General features: G+C 54.0%; 14 protein-coding genes. 8 read left to right on the plus strand and 6 right to left on the minus strand.

The window, feature by feature from the left end; translation table 11 throughout:
* Positions 1-83: 83 nt before the first annotated feature.
* The 3 genes from MXE39_RS08425 to MXE39_RS08435 form a co-directional block, all read right to left on the minus strand.
* Positions 84-440, minus strand: coding sequence for a hypothetical protein (locus MXE39_RS08425; protein WP_246978147.1), 357 nt, complete (start codon positions 438-440; stop codon positions 84-86).
* Positions 441-837: 397 nt separating this feature from the next.
* Positions 838-2,904 carry a metallophosphoesterase gene (locus MXE39_RS08430; RefSeq protein ID WP_246978148.1) on the minus strand — a complete coding sequence of 689 codons (2,067 nt, stop codon included), beginning with the start codon at positions 2,902-2,904 and terminating at the stop codon, positions 838-840.
* 828 nt (positions 2,905-3,732) lie between these two features.
* A complete protein-coding gene (locus MXE39_RS08435) occupies positions 3,733-5,097 on the minus strand; it encodes an anhydro-N-acetylmuramic acid kinase (protein ID WP_246978149.1) in 1,365 nt (454 codons plus the stop codon).
* A 634-nt stretch (positions 5,098-5,731) separates the two neighbouring features.
* Between MXE39_RS08435 and MXE39_RS08440 the strand changes: the two genes are divergently transcribed.
* On the plus strand, positions 5,732-6,781 hold the full coding sequence (locus tag MXE39_RS08440) for a galactose ABC transporter substrate-binding protein (protein WP_246978150.1): 1,050 nt from the start codon (positions 5,732-5,734) through the stop codon (positions 6,779-6,781).
* A gap of 284 nt (positions 6,782-7,065) precedes the next feature.
* Here MXE39_RS08440 and MXE39_RS08445 read toward each other — a convergent pair whose 3' ends face one another.
* The 3 genes from MXE39_RS08445 to MXE39_RS08455 all read right to left on the minus strand — a co-directional run bounded on the left by MXE39_RS08445 (position 7,066) and on the right by MXE39_RS08455 (position 9,938).
* A complete protein-coding gene (locus tag MXE39_RS08445) occupies positions 7,066-7,560 on the minus strand; it encodes a GNAT family N-acetyltransferase (RefSeq protein ID WP_246978151.1) in 495 nt (164 codons plus the stop codon).
* 18 nt (positions 7,561-7,578) lie between these two features.
* Positions 7,579-8,073, minus strand: coding sequence for a hypothetical protein (locus MXE39_RS08450; RefSeq protein ID WP_246978152.1), 495 nt, complete (start codon positions 8,071-8,073; stop codon positions 7,579-7,581).
* Positions 8,074-8,462: 389 nt separating this feature from the next.
* On the minus strand, positions 8,463-9,938 hold the full coding sequence (locus tag MXE39_RS08455; protein WP_246978153.1) for an AraC family transcriptional regulator: 1,476 nt from the start codon (positions 9,936-9,938) through the stop codon (positions 8,463-8,465).
* Here MXE39_RS08455 and MXE39_RS08460 point away from each other — a divergent pair.
* The 7 genes from MXE39_RS08460 to MXE39_RS08490 all read left to right on the plus strand — a co-directional run bounded on the left by MXE39_RS08460 (position 9,937) and on the right by MXE39_RS08490 (position 19,847).
* On the plus strand, positions 9,937-10,143 hold the full coding sequence (locus MXE39_RS08460) for a hypothetical protein (RefSeq protein WP_247073980.1): 207 nt from the start codon (positions 9,937-9,939) through the stop codon (positions 10,141-10,143). The genes MXE39_RS08455 and MXE39_RS08460 overlap by 2 nt on opposite strands.
* 1,742 nt (positions 10,144-11,885) lie before the next feature.
* Positions 11,886-13,628 (plus strand): putative transporter, encoded by a 1,743-nt coding sequence (locus MXE39_RS08465; RefSeq protein ID WP_246978154.1) that lies wholly within the window; start codon positions 11,886-11,888, stop codon positions 13,626-13,628.
* A 121-nt stretch (positions 13,629-13,749) separates the two neighbouring features.
* Entirely contained in the window at positions 13,750-14,283 is a 534-nt protein-coding gene (locus tag MXE39_RS08470) for a GNAT family N-acetyltransferase (RefSeq protein WP_246978155.1), read from the plus strand.
* Positions 14,284-15,280: 997 nt separating this feature from the next.
* Entirely contained in the window at positions 15,281-16,453 is a 1,173-nt protein-coding gene (locus MXE39_RS08475) for a hypothetical protein (protein ID WP_246978156.1), read from the plus strand.
* Positions 16,454-16,737: 284 nt separating this feature from the next.
* Complete coding sequence (locus MXE39_RS08480; protein ID WP_246978157.1) at positions 16,738-17,229, plus strand: YbaK/EbsC family protein; 492 nt, start codon at positions 16,738-16,740, stop codon at positions 17,227-17,229.
* A 177-nt stretch (positions 17,230-17,406) separates the two neighbouring features.
* Positions 17,407-18,123: a DNA-deoxyinosine glycosylase gene (locus tag MXE39_RS08485; protein ID WP_246978158.1), complete on the plus strand. Its 717-nt coding sequence runs from the start codon at positions 17,407-17,409 to the stop codon at positions 18,121-18,123.
* A 269-nt stretch (positions 18,124-18,392) separates the two neighbouring features.
* Positions 18,393-19,847 (plus strand): hypothetical protein, encoded by a 1,455-nt coding sequence (locus MXE39_RS08490; RefSeq protein WP_246978159.1) that lies wholly within the window; start codon positions 18,393-18,395, stop codon positions 19,845-19,847.
* Positions 19,848-20,681 lie beyond the last annotated feature (834 nt).

Raw genomic sequence — 20,681 nt, forward strand, 5'->3', positions numbered from 1 at the left:
ATTACGCACCAGCGACGCTGCGTCTACTCAGCTCTCAAGCAGTCTCAACGCAGCCTCGAGGCTGTCTCGAGACATCCTGGCGGTCAGAGCGGGGCGCTTTCGTAATCCTGAGGTTCGCTGACCATTTCGTTCTTGACCAGGGCCGGAATAAAGTCATCCTCATCGGCAGGAGAGGTAAAAGGGCTGATCTCATGCCAGCTGCAGGCACCGGGAATAAAGTGCACATATCTGAGCACATCCCTGTCCTCGTGGGAGCCGTGAACAGTATAGGGATCGGTGCCCAGGGCGTTGCAGTTTTCCACAGGGTCAGGGGCATTGCATGAGAGCATTTCCAGGAACCATACGTCTACACTCTTGAACCTGCCAGAGGTGCCGCTGCCATAAATTCCCTCCAGGGTGCCCTCTACTGAAGGCAGGTTATAAATCTCATTATTGCTCATAGACGTACCACAAAATCATCACAATACAGCCATACCAGACAGCCTTACCCGTGCAGCGCCTGCACAGTACAGACAGTACAGGCAGGACGGCACTACATTCATACCTGCGATTGCGCCTGCGCAATGCACCGGCGCCATGCAGAGCGCAAAGGCCAGTCATGACCGTCATGCCTGCGCCGGCCATGCTCAGAATACAGAGAATACTCATATCTGTAGCGTACCGCCAGGCCGCCGTTAAAATTAAAGAGCCTATTCTAGCATGCCCTCAAAAACACAGCCCGTCGCCTGTATGTCAACAGGAGGCGGGCTGGTATTGGCGCTGCTGCGCCTGCAGCGGGCGCCGCAGTAGCTGCAGCTTAAGCTGCAGCATGCCGTCAGGCAGGCAGCAGCGGGGGAATCAGCGTTTTTCGAGCATGTCCTTTACTCCCTTGTCATCAGGCTTTTGCTTAGAATTGCCCAGGGAGATGGCGTACTCGCTCTGAATTTCAGCTGTGCTGTTTTCGGAGTTGTACTCAAGTTCAGCAAGCTCCTCAGGAGTGAGCGGCCTGACAGGAGCACGACCTGATGGCGAGGACTGGTCAGCCGGATTGGCCGGAGTTCCTCTGGCCTTGCCGTCGCTACTGTGAGTCTGGGACATGCGCTCGGCTGTCTGTCCCTGATTACGGCCCAGTGATGCGGCCTTGCTGTCACTTACAGCAGCTGAGCTTTCCTTGAGCACCTCAAGGTAAATGCCGTCAGGGAAGTGTACGCGGTTATCCTCAGGTGCCGGTTCTTCCACTGTTTTCTCTGGAGCAGCCGGAGCCGGAGTGCGGCTTTCATTGATGATTTCGTTGATGCGGTTAATCTGGTCTGTGCTCAGGTTTTCTGGCAGAAGGGCCAGACTGGTTATGCTATGCCAGGTCTTGCCACTTTCAGTGTCTACCATAGGCAGGATGAGATTGAGTCCCTGGACGCTGCCTGAACTGGTACGGATTTCACTGGCATCCACAGGGCTGCCTCCACGAGGTGAGGTTTCCTGAGAAAGCACATCTGGCAGTGCGCCTCCTGGAGCACCAGTGCCGGCTGCTGCAGGCTGGTTTTTGCTTGCAGATGCTGTCAGCACCATCTGGCCAGGTGCACTCTGTGACTTGCCTGCAGCACCGGCTGCAACTGCACCGTCAGCCTTGCTGCCAGCTGCCGCATTCTGAGCGGCGCCTCTGGCCTCTGCCATGGCCTTGCGCTGTTGGGCCTCACGGGCCTTGAGGGCAGCTGCCTCAGCTCGTTCGCGTTTGATGTCTGCAGCCCTGGTAATTTTGACTGTTTTTTCAGTGGCCGGAGTGCTGGAGCGCAGGGTCATGACTACAAATTCATTAGGCACACCCAGACGGATTGGATAGCCCTGCCATACGGCAATGCCGTTGCTTACTATCAGATCGGTGCTTTTAATGCGGTAATGTCCGGATAAAAAGCCGTCATTGAGACGGGCGACAATCTGGTTAAAACCCAGGACCAGACCGCCATGGGTATGGCCTGAGAGTACCAGGTCAACCTTTTTGTCGCTGTCGGCAAAATCAACAGCATAGGCCGGGCGGTGCGAAAGAATGACGGTAGGAGCGCTGTCATCAAGAGCGGCAGCTACGCCTTTGACATCAGGCAATGGCAGGCCGTAATTGGCCGCTTTAGGGTCGGTAAGACCGCCCAGAGTAAGCATGGTCTTGCCCTTGGCGTCCTTAAGCGCAACTACCTTGTTATCAAGGCTGATAAGGCCTCCCTGGACAAAATAGTCATGCCACTGCTGATAGCCTGAGTAGTACTCATGATTACCGGAGGTGATATAGACACCGTATTTGGCCTTGAGGTCAAAGAGCTGGCGTACTACGGCATGACGGCGGTTGACCTTGCCATCGATAAGGTCGCCAGGCAGCAGGACGAGATCAGGGTTGAGGGCGTTGATGCGGGTAATAATGTCAGCCACATAGGACGGATCAGACGGAGCGGAAATATGGAAGTCTGAGAGCATAATCACTCTGAGACCATCAAGGCGCGGATCGAGGCGCTCCATGGTGATCTGATAGTGATTGATACGTGGCTTGGTATAGGCGCAGGAGGTACCGTAGCAGGCAATGGCAAAGGCACCAAGCAGCATCAGCTGGGCATGGAAAACGGAAAATTCAGGCAGGACAGAGGCCTTGATGTCACGGCGCATGATCTTGACTGTGCCATTGATGGCAAGGCGGATCAGGACGAGCGCAGCAAGGGTAATCAGGGTAGTGCGGGCCAGATCGAGAACGAAGTAAAGATTGTAGGGAATATCAGGATCAAAGCCGTTGCCGCCGGTAATCACGTAGATGTAGTTGCGGCTCATGCCTGTAATGACAACAGCAGCAAGAATGGCCTTGGAGCGCCATGACAGACGCAATGGCAGAATAAGGCCTGCCAGGAGAACCAGGAGAACAACTAAAGTAACTGCTGTCAGGGTGTTCATAACTTAACCGAAAAACTGTTCTGTTAACCGTCACCATCTGCCTCACAGTAGCAGGGGGCTGACGGTCTGTCCCATAAAACCGTGCCTGTGGTGCAAGGTGCCACACAGCTGAGCATATGGCAACATAAGCTCCAGGCAGCGGAGGCCAGTAAACCTTGCATTAAGGACAAGCATATCAGGAACACCTGTGGTCTGCAGATGTCTGAGCCTGAGCTCACGAAACGCGACATCATCACAGCAACTGCCCCAGCCTGGCCTGCGCCACGTCCCTGGCCTGTGGCTGGACGCCGTTGCCCTGGCCACAGGCTATGGCTTGGCCGGGCAGGAATTGAGCGCCAGTCATCAGGCCTTATCAGGCCAGATGCCATATGGGCAGTGGTTTTGAGGGGATATCTTCTGCAGGTGCAGCTTGCGACCGGTGATGTTCGGTCTAAAGTGTTCCAGATTATGGACTGAAAGTGCAACCGGACCTCAGGCGGTTCCGGAAATACTCCATGGCGCACATTACACAGGTCTTATGCCTGCTCACGGCAAAGGCAAAACGCCATTGCATCTTTCGTCCGGACTGTGTGTACACAGCCCCGCCTGATTATACATAGCAAAACTTAGCTGAAACATGGTCATGGCAAAAAGGCGGGAGTGCTTCATGGACTTTGAGCATGACCAGACCAGGATCTGTTTGTCCACTGAGTCGCCGGGCATAATCAGGCCAGGTCTTGTTCAGGCAATGCCTTTCTGGCAGTCCCCGGGCTTTGTGCCATACAGCCGGACATACATCCGGTCATACAGCCGGACATACAGCCAGGTAGCGGGAGGGCGTGCTGACGGTCAGCGTGTGGCGCGGATAAGGCGGCTGAAAGCGCCATCGGGAGCCGGACACAGTGTGCCGGCAATGGAGAGGCGGCGGGCGTTGCTCGAACTGAACAGAGGCAGGGGGACAGCATTTACTGTGCACCAGGCAAACCAGGCAAAGGCCTCAGCCTCAAGGAACTTTGGATCGACACCAAAGTCCTGAGCCTGCATGACAGTAAGCTCAAGTCCGGCCTTTGAGCCCAGAGCGACCATGCGTTCAAGCAGGAAGCTGTTAAAGGCTCCTCCTCCGCAGGCCACAAGGTCAATGCTGGTGCTCATGACCTCAGGGTGGGCATCACAGACGCGGCTTATGGCATCTGTTACAGTGCTTGCGGTCAGCTCTGTAAGCAGGGCCAGCAGGTCGTTTATCTGCTCAGTGCTCTGAGGGTTGAGTTCTTTGAGCAGGGGCGCAATGAAGTCCTGATTGAACAGTTCACGGCCGGTAGACTTTGGCCATGGTCGGGCAAAGTATTCGTGCTTTAGCAGGGAGCTCAGCTGCTGTTCATCGCACTTTCCCTTGCGGGCATGGGCGCCATCAGGGTCAAAAGGGATATCAAGGAAGGTACGGCACACATAGTCCATAAGGGTATTGGCTGGACCGGTATCAAAGGCAGTGAGCAAATTGTGCCCACCTGGCAGAACGCTGATATTGGCAATGCCGCCCAGATTGAGTACTACACGGGTACGGTTGCTGTCAGCAAAGACGCTCTGATGAAAGGCCTGAGCAAGGGGAGCACCCTGACCGCCATTGGCAATATCGGCAGCACGGAAGTTGACCACGGCATCAATACCTGTGGTGGAGGCCAGCAGGGGGCCGTTATCAATCTGGATGCTGAAACCGGCCTCAGGATGATGACGTATGGTCTGGCCGTGAGCTCCAATAGCAAAGACGTCCTGAGCACTGACACCTGCCTTGCTGAGCACGGCAGTTACAGCACGGGACTCACCAAGGGCTACGGCATTTGACGCAAGGCCCAGATTGTAGACATTATCGTGCTCTGATCCGGCTGAGCACAGGCCATTGAGCATGGCGCGCTCCTCATCACTCCAGTCCACGGCAGCGGTGGCCAGAGTGCGGTACCTCATGGCGCCTTTCTCATCCTGTCCAATGGACATGAGCACGGCATCAATACCGTCAATGCTGGTACCTGACATAAGACCAATAAACAGCCTGTCCTGCAGCCTGCCCTTGCCATAGCGCTCATATGGATCGGCACCACCTGAATGGCATACTGAACCGTTATTGCCTGATCCAGGGGCTCCAGGAACGGTGGTATCAGCACCTGGTGCACTTATGCCAGGCTGTAAGCAGCCTGCAGCTGTCATATTGCTCATATCCATACTCCAAAACCTGTCATACTCTGTCCTGATAGACCAGCCGCTCCGGCTGCCTCGGCTGCCACGGTCCTTAGGTCTGGTCCGCCCGTGCTGCCGCCCGGCTGGCTATGGCCGTCCTGTCGCCCGGCTGACCATGGTCGTCTGTCTGGTCCGGCCGTCCTGGCGCCCGGCTGGCCATGGCCGTATGTCTGGCCGGGCCAGCCTGCCCCAGCCTTGCAAGGATGGGCCCACAGGACCGCAGCACATAATACTGCACAAGAGGCTGGCTGGGAAAATCAATACGCCGCTTACTGCTCAGTATGGTGCGCTGCACTGTGCCCCTGAGGCACGCAGGCGTTCAGGCAATAAGGCAGCCGCTCTGAAGGCGGCGCTGCCGGCATGCTTCCCGGCCTGAGCGTCTCATGGGCGGTGCCAGGACATATTGTTCTGTGAACAGGCGTGTATTGTCAGGTGCCCGGCACGGTGGGGTATAGTTGAGACTGAGGCAGGGAGCAAGGGCGAAATCGCAGGCAGGCATGTATCGACCTGGGATGAGCATACCTGGCCTGTTATGTCACTATGAAGTGGCGCGGATGATAAATTTATCAGGGCGCTGAACAGAGTATAATGACTGTCACAGCTACGAGGAATTTGAATTTTGAATAAATTTTTATCCTTTCTGGCAGCAGCTTTTGCAGGTCTGTCCAGTATGTCGGCCGTCAGTGCAGGTATTGATCACAGTGAAAGCCCGGCCCAGGTTAAGGTGTTCTACTATTCGCTTTCTGATCCCTTTATCGGTCATTTGAGCATCTCTTTGCAGGATCAGGCCATAGGCAGCATGATCAGGGTTACCCAGTATGATGCTCAGGGAAGTCTGCAGCGTCAGCTCGAGCAGCTGGAGTTTGTGCTCAACGGGCAGTCCGACCGTACACCTGTGATGGTAAACCCTGTTGATAATCACGATGGCAGTGAGGCCCTGGAAATTGCCCGCCGTCATAATGTGCCGGTAATTTTCTTTAACCGTCGACCTTCTGATGAGGTCATGAACAGTTATCCCGATGCCTGGTTTGTGGGTACCAATCCTGAACTGGCAGGCATGATTCAGGGCCAGATGGTATCTGAATATGTCAAAAGCCATCCTGAGATGGACCGCAATGGCGATGGCATCATCAGCTACCTCATGTTCAAGGGCGAATCAAATCACGAAGATACCGAGCAGCGCACCTCTGCTTTTGTCCGTAACATTGCCAATGCAGGGGTCAAATTCGTGCAGCTCAATGCTGCCTATTGCGACTGGTCACGTCCCCGTGCTTTTACGGTGATGAACAATCTCATCAGCCGCCACGGTCTTGATGGTATAGAGCTGGTGGTCTGCAACAGTGACTCCATGGCTCTGGGCGTCATTGATGCCCTGCAGGACAGGGGCTATAACCGTACTGAGACATCAGACGGATCAGAAAGCCCGCTCATTCCCGTATTTGGCATCGACGCGCTGTCGGCTGCTCTTGATGCAGTTGAGCGCGGCATTATGGCCGGCACAGTGCTCAATAACTACAGCGCCACAGCTGATGTGCTGCTGCGCATAGTTGAGGGCTATCTTTACGGCGAGCAGATTGACTCAGACTTCCTTGGATATCCCGTTATGAACCGCACTGTTGAGGTGCCTTACGTCAAGGTCAATACCGATACCGTCTATTTGCTGCGCTGACCATGCTGCAGCGGCCTGCAGCTTGCCTGCATCTCGCCATCTCGCCTGCAGCTGCGCTCCCCGGCGGTCTGCCCCTGCAGCACATGGGCATGCCCCGGGCACCAGGCAAAGACGCGCCGCGCCCGGGCATCACAGGGAGCTGTGATGCCCAATAAGGACAGAGGCCCTGGCCCACACAAGTGAGCCAGGGCCTCTGCCTTTACAGGGTGCGGGCGCTGCCAGCGGTGCGGCCGCCTGCATATGCTGCAGCACAGCAGCAGCGGCTGGAGCCGCCTCCTGCCGTATTATTCACTGCGCATCCAGTCGTAGCACACACGCTCGCCATCGCCGCCTGGACGATCGTACATGACAACGCCAATGTACTTGAAGCCCAGCTTCTCCATGATATGAATCATTGGCTTGTTGGCGCGGTGGGTATCAACGCGCACATAGTCGTGCTGATCCATGACATGACGGAAGATGAACTGCCCGGCGCCATAGCCCGGAGCTGTAGCCAGACGGTGAATTACTGCATAGTCACAGTCGGCACTCCACTGACCGTCGAGCTGATGGTAGGCAGGCTCATAAGGGCTGACCACGAAAACTCCCACTACCAGATCATCTTTGCAGCAGACAAAGGCCTCATTTTTGGACAGAGCTTCATCAAGGCAGCTGCTGTCAGGGAAACCGTTGGTCCACTGGGTAGTGTTGCCAATGCTGGCCATATAGCTGCGGGCCTCATCGAAAAGCTCATCGATGCGTGGATAGTCTTCAAGTGTTGCAAGTCTGATTGTAAGCATAGTGGAGGATACCTGTATTCAGTTGGCTGATGGACGCATCCAGTCGTAGGCTACACGGTCACCGTAGCCAGGATAGTGAACAATACCGCAGTATCTGAAGCCGAACTTCTCCAGCAGGTGGAGCATGGTCTTATTGTTTTCGTGAGTATCGATGCGGATGTAAGGGTACTTTTCAGTCAGGTATTGGAAAATGAAGCTGCCGGCACCTTTTTCAGGCAGGGCTCCCATACGGTGGACCACAATATAAGGCTCATCACAGCTCCATGAGCCGCTGTGAATATGGTCATACTGCTCTTCATAATCACCAAGAGCAAAGCTGGCCAGCACAGTGTTGCTCTCATCTGTGCACACATAGCCGTGGCCGGAAACAATATCCTGCTCCACTACGGCTGCAGTAGGATATTTGCTGTCCCATTGATCAGGGTTGCCCTGTGCGTTCATATAGGCACGACAGGTGTCAAAGAGCTGGTCGAGGCAGGATAAATCCCCGGTTTCGGTCTTTCTGATGAGCAATCTTCACCTCATTTTCTGGCAGAAACAATAGTTTTATGCACAAGTAGCCTCACTCACGTCAGGGCCACTGCAGCTCAATAGTTTACCTTGAAATATCTGCCCTTTTGCCCAAAATCTCACTGCACGCCCCAAATTCAGCAATGTCCCTTCATGTCCGCTCAGCATGGCCGGCCGCCCAGCCTCTGAGCCGGTCTACCTCCTGGGGAGGCCTGCCGCACAGCTGACCGTATGCCCGGCTGCCCTGGCGTGCAGCGCAGGTCGCTGCGCAGCTGGCAGCGTATGGCATAAAGCACTGCGCCGGCATAAGCCGGCGCGTGTTAACAGTAAATGAGGCTGGGGCGGGGCCTGGTGCCATGGCCTGCAGATGTGCAGCGGCCTCAGGCCCTGATTCAGACTCCGGCTGCTGCTCCGCCTTCGGCCGCAGCACCCATGCTGCCGTATTCGGATGAGTAGCGCTCAAAGTAGGAGTAGCTGCGGGATACCGGCTCCTGGTTCTCCCTGAGCATGTTACGTACTTCCTTAGGGGTGAGCTTGAAGCGGGCCTTGAAAGAGCGGTAGAACTGCTTGGAGTCGGAGAAGCCGTGGCGTCTCATAATGGTTGAGATAGGGGTCTTGTCCTCGGTAAGGTCATTGTAGACGTGGCACAGGCGCAGCTCGCTTACGTAGGACAGCAGACTCATGCCTACAGCTTCTTTGAATACCTTGCAGAAATAGCGCGGATGCAGATTGATAAGAGCTGCCATGTCATCAAGACGTATATGCTCGTTGTAGTGAGTCTTAAGGAAGTCCAGCACCGGCTGCAGACGGCGCAGGTTCATGTTCTTGCTAAGAGCAATGGCTACCTTGGCCTCGGCTTCGAGCTGAGCTGATGCGGCATTACCGGCCATCAGACTGTCGTCATGATCTTCATGGCCGCACATGCAGTCAGCAGCGCTGCCATCGCCATGAAGACTGTAAGGGGCGCCGTCCTCATCAGAAAGCCTGAAGCCATGGGCTGGCTCATTGTTTTCCAGATCACTGTCCTGACGGGCAGAGCTCATGGAACCAAAGCGCGGAGTCATGCCGCTGAAACTGGTGGCCATGGTGGTAGTACGGTCAGGATGGGCGTTGACCGGCTCTGTTTCCAGCAGTTCTGAGGCATGCTGGCTGAGAGCGGCCTGCTGGGCAAGATGATGGAGGTTAAGGGCACCTGGGGTACGCAGCTGATTGTGCATGGAGGCACTAAGGGCCGGCAAAGGTACAATGATTTCCATAAGGCATGAGAGTATGCCATACAGGGCATGGTTGAAATGAACCTTAAAGCCCATTTCCCCCTGACTGGTTTCATGAGCTACGGTAAGCTCAAGCAGGTAGTCGGCAAGTCGCTCCAGACACCTGGGGGAGGCGCGCTTGAGATCAAAGCGCAGCGGCAGGGGCAGATCGTAGCTGAGTTCCTGCTCAAGGAAGCTCTCCGGAATCTGCAGTACATAAGCCTCGTTATAGCTGGTACATGCAGAGTTGTGCAGCTCATTGCAGTTAATGAGCACGAAGTTGGCACCCTCAGCGCTCAGGTTGCACTGATTAGGCAGGTCAGCTTCAATTTCCGGCGGTGGATCACTAAAACGCAGGTTAATACCGCGCAGATCACTGACACTGGCAGGCAGCGGTTCAGGGAAGCGGGGCAGCGCGCATTTCATGCAGGCATTGCTGGCAGCCTGCTCGGGAATCTCCACCATGAGCTTGCCTCGGGTGAGATAGATCAGCTCAAGGGCAGGATGGTAGTGGAAAGGCACAAAGGATCCGTAATCACCGGAGCGGAAGAAACGCACCGGCAATTTCTCCTGGATTTCTGCCTGTTCATATTGCTGTATATGATTTTTGCCCATGTTAAACCTACCTGAAAAGCTGTTTAATTTCAGAATATATCACAGATGGTTTGCAGGTCATGTTGAGAAAAAAGTGAAATTATCCCCTAAATCACTGACTATTTTCTCTGGATATCAGGTGCAGGACTGCATTATTATCTGCATTGTTGAAAATAACCCAGACCCGGCCCAAGTGGTAAAAACTGAAAAATTTTCCCGTCCCTAAGGGCTTTTCAGCCCAGAAGGCCATTATCTGGATCACTGTCTTGTACCTGTGGGCACAGCTGCTCTCAGGCTGGCAGTTTACCTGAAGCAATACATATATAAGGGGCACATAAGGGAATCACGGGCACCAGGCCCCGCCCCCACGTCAGCAGTGCCGCCAGGGCCCATCGGCCCCGCTGCCACATGGCACAAGACACATGGTCCCACAGCCCGATGATTTCCGACGCAGTGGCCCATGGGCCAGCATCCTGCGGCTGTGCCGCTATATGGCCGCATGGCCCCGTGGTCCGGTCACCTTTCCCGCGCAATTCAGTGCAATTGAGCGCAATTTCGGCTTTGGTCCGCTCAGGCAACATAAGGGCAGTTTATGTATACAGCTCAGCGCTCCGCCTCAGAGAGGCTCTTATTCTTGTCTGATTTGGTCAGTACTTCAATTTTGTCTGGATGTGCTGACACGACAGCACCGGCCGTACAGCGCGGCCCAGTGCCAGAGTTAAACAATCCGTAGGGCGGTTCTTTTCAGAGCCGCCGTTCCTGATTCATTTTACTGTGTCCTGGTGCGCCGTTCATAGCGTTTCCTGCCTGACGTATGACCGCATCGACATTCTTAAAGCAAAGCCAGCAGCAACGCAGCCGCCACCGCTATCCAATCCCTTACTCATTTACCACTCCCGCATCACAGTCAAAGTGCCCGGTAAGCTCAATAAGCTCAATAAGATCTGACAGCAAATGAGCATAATGAGCTCAATGAGCTTACTCAGAGCCCTTACGCGCTTATGCGGTCAGTGACAGCATGACACCTGAGCGGCATTGTGCGCCGCACGTGTGCTGCCTGCCCAGCCGCAGCTGAGGTGGTTGCGGCAGCGGAGGCGGCGCGGCAGCTGCTGATATTGCGCCAGCCGGGCAAAAGGTATGACAAGCATGCGAAAAAAGCTTTGCTGTGGTGCACTTATGCAGGATTTTATGCAGACGGATAAAGTAGTTAGTTTACACAGGTAAAACACAAATAAATGTGTATATCTTTATATTTGTCTGATGAATAAAAACTGGTGTAATCAGCATATTTACGGGCATTGCCCAGGCCTGATCCTGGGGCATGCCCAGGGTATGTTAGTGTCAGAGCATTGTACATGTCCAAAAACATCATTAAAAAGGGCATTTTCATAGCTCAACAGGGCCATTAAACGCGGCTTTTTGCGCTTGATTTTGTGATGCGGATCACCGAAAATAGCGGCATTGAGCACTTGTTGGAAAAATTGTTCATTTTATATTTGTTCAATATATGTGATGAACTGCTCAAATTCTCCTTCCAGAGTCATCGTTTTTACTGTGAAAATACCCGTGCAGGGTATGAGAGTTTTTTGCATTGCCAAAACGGGCTCAACTGCATTCTGATCACCTATGGATGTGATTGGAGGGGCAGTAAGGGTTAATGGCTTTTGTCAGGGGCTGCCCTGATAATACGTTTTTCAGGTTGTCTTTTAAGATCTGGTCAGTTGTCCCTGAAACGGGGTTGCCTGTGCCGGACATAACCGTGACAGGTCAGGACTTTTCAAAACGGCAGCTTCAGGGCTGCAGTTTGAAGTACTGGCGGTTGCGCGGAAGAGGACGGCTCTTAAAAGAGCACTTGGAAAGTGAGATGACAACCCTTTTGCCTTAAGTACTTTGATGTTATGGCGCAATGCGGGAGTTTTACTCCCTTTGTACTGTGATCATGACTTCCGGTGTTTTTTAGGAAAGCTTATGTCCACAATTCCTTTTTTAACGTTGGCGATTTCAACAGCCGCCATATTGGGAATTCTGCTTGGCGAAATCCGCTATCGCGGTATCGGCCTGGGTATTGGTGGTGTACTGTTCTCAGGTATTTTCGTCGGTCACTTCTTCCACGAGTGGTTCGGTTTAACCGTACGTACTCCAGATGGTCTGACCAATGCAGGTGAAATTCTGACCTACGTACAGGAGTTCGGTCTTATCCTGTTCGTATACGCAATTGGTGTGCAGGTAGGCCCAAGCTTCTTTGCCTCTCTGCGTTCCATGGGTGCCAAGCTTATCGGCTGGGTAGTAGTCATCATTGCTCTGGGCTGCTCCGTGGCCTTGACCCTCCACTTTGTCGGTATTCTCAAAATCGACGCCATGGTTGGTGTCTATTCCGGTGCCATTACCAATACCCCGTCACTTGGTGCTGCCTTCCAGATGATTCTGGACATGGAGAGCGTACTGGGCGAGCAGGGTGTTGATACCAGTGCTGCAGGCTTTGATGAGACTCTGGTTCCATCAGCCTACGCCATGGCCTATCCATTTGGTGTCTGCGGCATTTTGCTGACCATGATTCTGATTCGTGCTATCTTCCGCGTAAATATCGAAGACGAAGCAAAGAAGTACATGGAGTCAAAGGCTGCTTCTCAGGGTGAAATTACCTCTTTCAACGTCAACGTACTGTCCAAGGACTTCATCGGCAAGCCTTTATCATCAGTGCCTGGCATTGTTGAGGAGCACCTGGTATGCTCCCGTATCAAGCGTGGCAAGGATCTTTTAGTTCCTCATGCCGATACTGTTCTTGAGTACGAGGACATTCTGCACCTGGTAGGTGCCCGTCAGCATCTGCACCCTGTTATTGCAGCTGTGGGCAAGAAGGTGGACTCTGCCTATACCACTACCCGTGGTACCAACAAGATCGTAAAGCGCATAGTTGTTACCAACAATGCCGTCATCGGTCACTCCATTGAGTCTCTGCACCTTGAAGAGCGTTTTGACATCATTGCTTCACGTTTATACCGTGCCGGTGTGCAGTTTATTCCTTCTCATGACATGAGACTGCAGTTTGGTGACTCCCTGAACGTTCTGGGTACTAAGGAGCACATTGACGCCGCTTCCAAGATTCTGGGTAATTCTGATATCGCCCTGCACAAGGTCGCCATGCTGCCAATTTTCATTGGTCTGGCTCTTGGTATTCTGCTTGGTACTATCCCAATTCCTGTTTCAGGTGTTCCAGCACCTCTCAAGCTGGGTATTGCCGGTGGTCCTCTGGTTATGGCCATTCTGCTTTCCCGCTTTGGTGAGACCCTGACTTTCAAGCGTATCCGCTGGTACATGCCATCAGCAGGTCTTTCTGCCCTGCGTGAAATTGGTATCACCCTGTTCCTTTCCATTGTCGGTATCTGTGCCGGTGCCAATGGCTTCTGGTCTACTCTGACCCAGGGTCCAGGTGTTACCTGGATGATGTGCGGTATGCTGATTACCTTTATCCCAATCTTTGTAGTTGGCATTCTGGCTTACAAGATTTCCAAGGTTAACTATCTGGTACTGTGCGGCATGATCGCCGGTTCCATGACCGATCCTCCAGCCCTTGCTTTTGCCAACGGTATGCATTCCAACCCTGAGGCCTCTTCCCTGGGTTATGCCACCGTTTATCCGGTAACCATGTTCCTGCGTATTCTGTCACCACAGGTCATGATTATCATTGCGGTACTGGTTGCAGGCTTCTAGCCTCAGTTATAAGATCCTGTCTGCACCAGGAACAGTATCGCATGCAGCAGCTGTTGGGGCTGCATGAAAAAAGCCGGCTGCTCAGTGCAACCGGCTTTTTTCTTAAACTAAGGAGTTGTCTATGAAAACATTTGAAATCAAAGATCCGACTCATCGGATGTATAAGGCCTTTGAAACCCTGTACCACTCAAGCTTCCCGGCTCATGCTCAGCGTTCACGCGCCCAGCAGATGGAGGCTTTCAAGGACAGTGCCTATCATCTGCTGTGCTTTGAGGATCAGGGGGAGCTTCTCGCCTTTATCAGTTACTGGACCCTTGGCAGCTGTACTTACATTGAGCACATTGCCGTTAACGACAAGCTCAGAGGTCAGGGCAATGGAGGCCGTGTTCTCAGATCTTTCATGGCTCTGATGAACAAAATCGTGCTGCTGGAAATTGAGCCTCTGACTGATGCCGAGTCCCAGGCCCGCTTCAATTTCTACCAGAAGTGCGGCTTTGGCGCCAATGAGATCGAGCATTTCCATCCTCCTTACAGAAAAGACAAAGAGCCTCATCCTCTTATTGTCATGACCTACGGTCGTCCAGTTTCCCAGGGAGAGTATGAAGCTTTCATGAGTGAGCTTACCAGCAAGGTAATGGCCATCACTCCCGATTAGTCAGCTCCTGCAGGCTCACCATAGCTGTGAGCCTGTTATGCCAGAATCAGGACCTGGCCTTAAAGCCAGGTCATGGCCAGCCTCAGCCCATTCACAACAAAATTCCGTCCCTCACCCCTGAGTCCACGGCAACTCCAGCACCATACAACGCCAGTACCCGGCCTATTGCTCAGTTCCATAGCGACATCCCTGGTCCGTCAATCCTCCCTGCAGCCGACCACGCCGCCCCCAGGTCATATCAGCCCCCGGCCAACTCCTCCCTGCAGCCGACCATGCCGCCCCTGGTCACATCAGCCCCCGGCCAACTCCTCCCTGCAGCCGATCACGCCGATCCATGGTCACATCAGCACCTGGCCCATTTCTCAGTTCCACTGCAAAAGTCCCAGTACCGCCCGAAGAGCACCTGGTCCTCAATTAGATAATTGTTCAAACATACATACTGTATGTATGTTACAGATTGCGCTATAATTCACTGTCCCATCAATAAGAGGGACAGAGCATTAGCATCATGCTCATGCTCATGCGTCTGAGCAGCAGCTGAGTTGCATTACCTGCTGTGGCGGCACCTGAGATAAGGTGCATGGCAGGTCCAGGGGCCTCTTTTCAGGCGGCTGACAGGCTCTGGCAAGTGTATGTGGCGGCACCTGAGATAAGGTGCATGGCAGGTGGCAGGGACGGCTTTCCAGGCAGCATCCAGGCATGGTGGCTTATGATGCATGATAATTTATATGTTGCAGGCTGAAGGTTGCAGCTTCTGGCTATGCAGCAGGGCCGACAAGTCGGTACCTTGCAAGGCAGTACCGCGCATGGCAGGCTTGCACAATGCAGGTGAGCACGAGTTGACTCCATACCTGGCAGATCCTTGCTGTGCAAAGGCGCCTGGCAGCAACCGCCATAGCGTGCCGTGTGTGGCATGGTTGCGTAAAGGCGCAGTGTCGCCGGTCCCATGGCGTGCTTGCGGGGGCGGGCAATTGAGGTTGATTAAAGGCAAAGGGCTATGATTACAGTAAAACCAGTCAATATTGGAATAGGTGGACCGCTTGCGGCTCTGGTAAGCGGCATGTCCGGTTACTCTCAGGCTTCGCCATGGTGGTCGCTCTTTCCTCTGGCCTGTGTGGTCGGTGCGCCGCTGACAGTGCTTTTTCCTGTGATCCTGCCTCTGTATATGCTCACCGTCATATCACGACGTTACCGTGAGCGCTGGGGAGCCCATGCCGCTTTTGAAGAAAGGCTCAGAGCCATGGCGGCCGCCGAGGCTCAGGCTGCTGCTGTAACAGACAGCGCCGCCCGTGAATTGGCTGGTGCGGATCAGGCGGCAGCAGAAGCCGGCCGTCAGATTAAGGATGACAAAAAGACTGAGCTTGGTCCTATTGAGGGTATTGGTGAGGCTGAGGTCAAAAAGGCAGGCGATCGTCAGGCCCAGATTGATGCTGAAATCGAGCAGGAGAGACTGAGACGTGAACATCAGCATGAGCTGGTCAGCAGCGCTCTGGCCCGCTTTAATCTTTCGGCCTTTATCAAAAACCACATGCTCATGCTCTCGCTCATTCTCACTGCCTACTACACAGTGCTCTCAGGAGCCTTTATCTGGGCAGGCTGGTCCATTTCTGAGGCCATGAACCGCTATACAGCCCTGGCCAGCAAGAACAAGGTACTGCAGATTGCTACCCCTGAGCAGCTTGCTTACTCAGATACCGTTATCAATATCGTAACCATTGCCGGCATTATTATTTTTACCGCCATGCTGGTGAGCTTTACTCTGGTGGCTGTGCGTGCAGTGAAAGATCTGCTGGTAATCAGACTCAATGACAGCAGTTCAGAAAGCTCTCAGAGCATTTCTTTTAATGTAAACAGTGACAGTCAGGATCTGCTCTCCGGCTCCATGTTCTCACTGACCATGTCCGTAATCATCAGAAATCTGCCGGGCATAGCCGTACTGTCGGCCATTTTCTACTCAGCCTTTATTGTCATTGAACGCTACTATGCTCATCTGCGCATTTCAGCCATTGATGCCATGGTGCTGGGCAGGGATTACTTTGATCCGAGTCTGCTCTTTATCTTCCTCAGGCTGTATGCCGTCCAGGCCTTTACCGTCAGCCTGATGCTGGTGGTCCTCATGTCCCTGCACGCCATAGCCCTCAACTTCCAGCACCGCTTCTCCCGCAGCTGACCGCCGTGTGCACAGCTGCCGCTGCAACAGCCGCTGTGGCAGCGGCATCTGCGTCAGGCGCAGTACCGCAGGCAGCAGCCGGCCAGTGCGCAAGCTGGCCTGCGGCCAGTGGCCAGTGAGCCAGGACGTGGTACTTTCAAAGACCGTATGCCGGGCATTGCCATCCGATGTGGTGCTCAGCTACGGTCTTTTTGCTTACATACTTGGGAAAGGGGCAGCTTTAAGGCACAATAGTCAGGCTCTGAGAGCAGGCAATATCATGGCTCATTAATCAGGAAAGGCTCATGTACATCAAGGATACTCTGCTGCCATTACTTAACTCTTATCAGATCAACTATCAGCTCTATGCCCATGAGGCCCTGTCTCATGGCGATATTGATATTGAGCTGCCGGACATGAAGGGCACCATTTTGAAGAACCTGGTGCTGACCAATAAGACCAGAGAGCTCTATCTGTTCACTCTGCCTCTGGATTTCAGAGCCAATCTCAAGGGACTGTCCAATGCTCTGGGGGTACCACGTTTCAGCTTTGCCTCAGCAAGCGATCTTGCCTTCATGGGCATTCCTGCAGGTCACGTAAGTCCTTTCTGTCTGCTAAATGACCCAGGCTGCAAGGTAAGATACATCCAGCCTGTAGAGCTCGATGACTTTGCTCTGGTTAACTGTCATCCGCTGGATAACCATTTTTCCGTTGATATCAGCCGCCAGGACCTCGAGCAAATCGTAACCGGCAGCGGCCACGAAATTACCCGCGTTGACGGCGCAGTCTTCCGTTAACCATTATCTGCCAGGCATGCCCACAATGGCTGCCCCCTGGGCATTCCAGCCTCTGGCTTTCATCCCCGGGGGCAGCGCATGGCTTTCATCCCCGGGGCAGCGCATGGCTTTCATCCCCGGGGGCAGCGCATGGCTTTCATCCCCGGGGCAGCGCATGGCTTTCAGCACGGAGCTCTTATGTCCACATCAAAAAGCTCATCTCAGACCACTCGGGCAAAGGCTGGCGCGGGCAGCAAAAAGAGGACTGCCTCAGCTGCCCGTACCAGAGCTGCATCTTCCAGGGGGTCAGCTGCAGCTGTGGCTGACGCAGCTGCACCAGCGGCAACCGGTGTGGCTGAGGCCGGGGCCGGTGGTGAGCGCATTTATGGCTTTGAGCCCTTTGTTCCCGACAATGCGCGCGTGCTGATCCTGGGCTCCATGCCCTCGGTCAAAAGCCTGGAGCAGGGCTTTTACTATGCCAATGCGCAAAACCGCATGTTCAGGCTGATTGCCCTGTATTATGCGCGCTCACTTGGTATTGCCCCTGAGGATGCCCAGCCGCTTGCTACTGTTGAACAGTGCAAGGCGGCCCTTGAGCATCTGGGCATTGCCATGTGGGACGTAATCGCCAGCTGTCAGAGAGTGGGCTCGCTTGATTCCAATATCAAAAATCCTGTCTGTGCCGACATCATTGGCCTTATCAGCCATTACCCCTCAATAACAACCGTTATCACCAATGGCGGTCTGTCAGCCCGTCTTTTTGAGCGCCATACGCTTAAAGATCCCCGTCTTCAGGGCATTGAACTGCCCTTTACCCATATTGCTCTGCCCTCAACCTCTGCTGCCAATACCATCAAATTCGAGCGCCTGAAAGAAAGCTACGATCAGGCCCTGCTGCCTGTGCTGGGCATTTAGCAAGGCCCCAGCCTGCTGCTGTTACAGCAAAGCCCTGGTCAGCCCAGGCATGTCCTCCCAAGGCGTGACCTGTCCAGGCGGGGCATGCCCCGGTATGCCCCCACATGGACGCTCCTGCGGAACGGTGCAGGGGCGGGAGTGTACTTCCATGATGCCCTGGTGGTCAGGTGTTGAACAGATGCGGTCATGATGGAGCTGATGCTGATAAAATAGGGCTTATGAGCCGATCAATTCCCGGCGGCAGCGCCGCCAGGTGACGCTCAGTATTATTGTTTTTTGTTATCGATGAGGTTGCCATGATCAATGACATTGATGTGATATGGAGAAAGCTCCTGACCCTGGCAGGCGCGGGCGCTGTTGCCGTCGCTTCATGCCTGATGGCCGCCCATGCCTCAGACGGTACAGCAACTTCCCCATCACATAATGAATCCATTTCAGCTGCCAGTAAACACGACGCCGAGGCGCTGGCCGACGCCAACAGCCTGAGCAAGGTTGAGGCTGACCGTGCCATTGAGGCTCTTGAGGAGCAGCTGCTCTCTGAAAATACCAGCAGTGCCGGAGACACGGGCGGCCCCAGGGGCAGCGCAAACGGCAGAGCTGCTGGAACTGGCGCCGCTTCGGCAGGAGCTGTTATCGCATCACGTGCGGTGACCGCAGATGAGGCATCTGCAAGTTTAAAGGGCGCCTATGACCGCTCAGCTGCAGCAGCCAGTAAGCATGATGCCCGCCGCAAGGCCGACCGTGAGGCCGCCAGCAAGGCAACAGCCACCGCTGACCGCAATGACAATGCAGCCAGCAGCCGCGATTCAGACAATGTAAGTCACGTTCTCGACAGCGGAGCTGCCAAAGCAAGTGACATAGGTGGCGGCAAAGAGCTGGTGCTTGAGCGCTCCTTCAGCATCAGTTACATCAAGGTGCCAGCCAAGTGTGAAGAGGATACCCTCAAGAGCACCTGTACCCGTCTGGTCAACTACTATGCCCGCCGTTTTGAGCGCGAAATGGTGAGCAATATCAGCATTGACTACGATGAAAGTGATCCTTTTAGCAAGGACAATTTCAAAAGCAGTCTTAACCGCCAGAAGTCAGTGCAGCACATTCAGATGAGTGTGTACACTCATCCTGACAACAAGTTAATGACCATGTTCAGTATCTTCCGTCAGCGCATTGCCGGTGGAAAGGAGCAGCTGCTGGTCGAGACTATCAACTTTGAAACAGCCACTGGTCGTGTTATCCGTTTTAACGAGCTTTTTGAAAACCACCAGCTGGCCGCCATGCTCTGTGCACGCGCCATCGAGGCCCATTACCGCAAGTACAACTCTCCGCTGTTGCCTGTGGTTATATCAGCAACAGAGCTAAGTCCGTCCAATTTCATCATTACCCCGCGTGGCCTGCGCTTTTTCTTTGCTCCAGGCCTGGTAAAGCCTGACAGCAAGATTGCCGAAAGCATGCTGGTCGGACTTAATCGTCTTAAAACTGCCCGCCCGGACAGCCGCTGGTGGTCAGGCAAGAACATACCTGTGACCGAGGAGGAGAAAAAGGCTCTGGCCAACTCAGCTCTTGCAGGGGTCATCAGTCTTGATGAAAACAGCAATCTTGAGAAGATCAACGCCATCAACTCCCGTCGTCAGGCCGAAGGGGCAGCCGATCAGATTGCCAGCGACGTATACGATGATGAAGCCATGAGGGGACAGAAACGCGCCGTGGTCAAAGTTAACGAAAAGTAAGCCCCATAGTGACCTGCACAGGCTCTGCCCATGGCACAACCCTGTCTGGCGCGGTGCCATGACAGAGGTCCTTGCACCTGGGTAACGTCCCGGGCAGCTGCAGCATGACAGCATGCAGCTGCCAGCATTGATGACGTGGCATAACATGCGGTAATTTGTCTAATGCAAAGGCAGCTGTCTGAACGTATCAGAGGCTGCCTTTGCTTTTTTGTCAGGGGAGTCCACGCTAAAAGATGTGTCATTTGTGCTGTGCCGGCACAAAGTGCACGGCTGACGGGGGCGGCATGCCTGCAGGCATGAGCGGCATGCATGTCTGTCGACAGGGGTGCCATTTCTGTCTGTCTCGTGGTCGGCATGTCTGTCGGCAGGGGGGGGACATGCCTTTGGTCGTTGGGGCTGGGGCACGCTGGTATGGAGCCTGTAATTTGTTCGGCCTTTCATGGCTTTACTGGAGGGGAAAATAAGGTGGTCCGGGCCAGCCTGATCCGGGTTTAACTGGCTTTTTTATGGGGAATGTATGTATGGGACGAGGGGGTTGGAGTTAAGACACAGGTTTTTGTGAGAGTGGAAATAAATTGCGTAAATAGTTCCAACAAAGGGAAAAAGGCACGCTGTTTTTTGCTAACATTATCCCTTGTCCGGGAAGTGAGAATCCTGTTCATGTCAGGTGAAAAAACAGGACATATACTGCATGGTACTGACGGTGGAGGAGCCGCAGTCAGCCGCATGAACACAGCATGAGGCACATGACAGGGAACAGTAAGGTGAATTTTCCGGCAGCAATACAGCACAGTAAGCACACTTAATGGTGAAGGTATGACCTGGTTGAGTCCG

Source organism: Anaerobiospirillum sp. NML120511 (assembly GCF_023050955.1).
Classification (GTDB): Bacteria; Pseudomonadota; Gammaproteobacteria; order Enterobacterales; family Succinivibrionaceae; genus Anaerobiospirillum.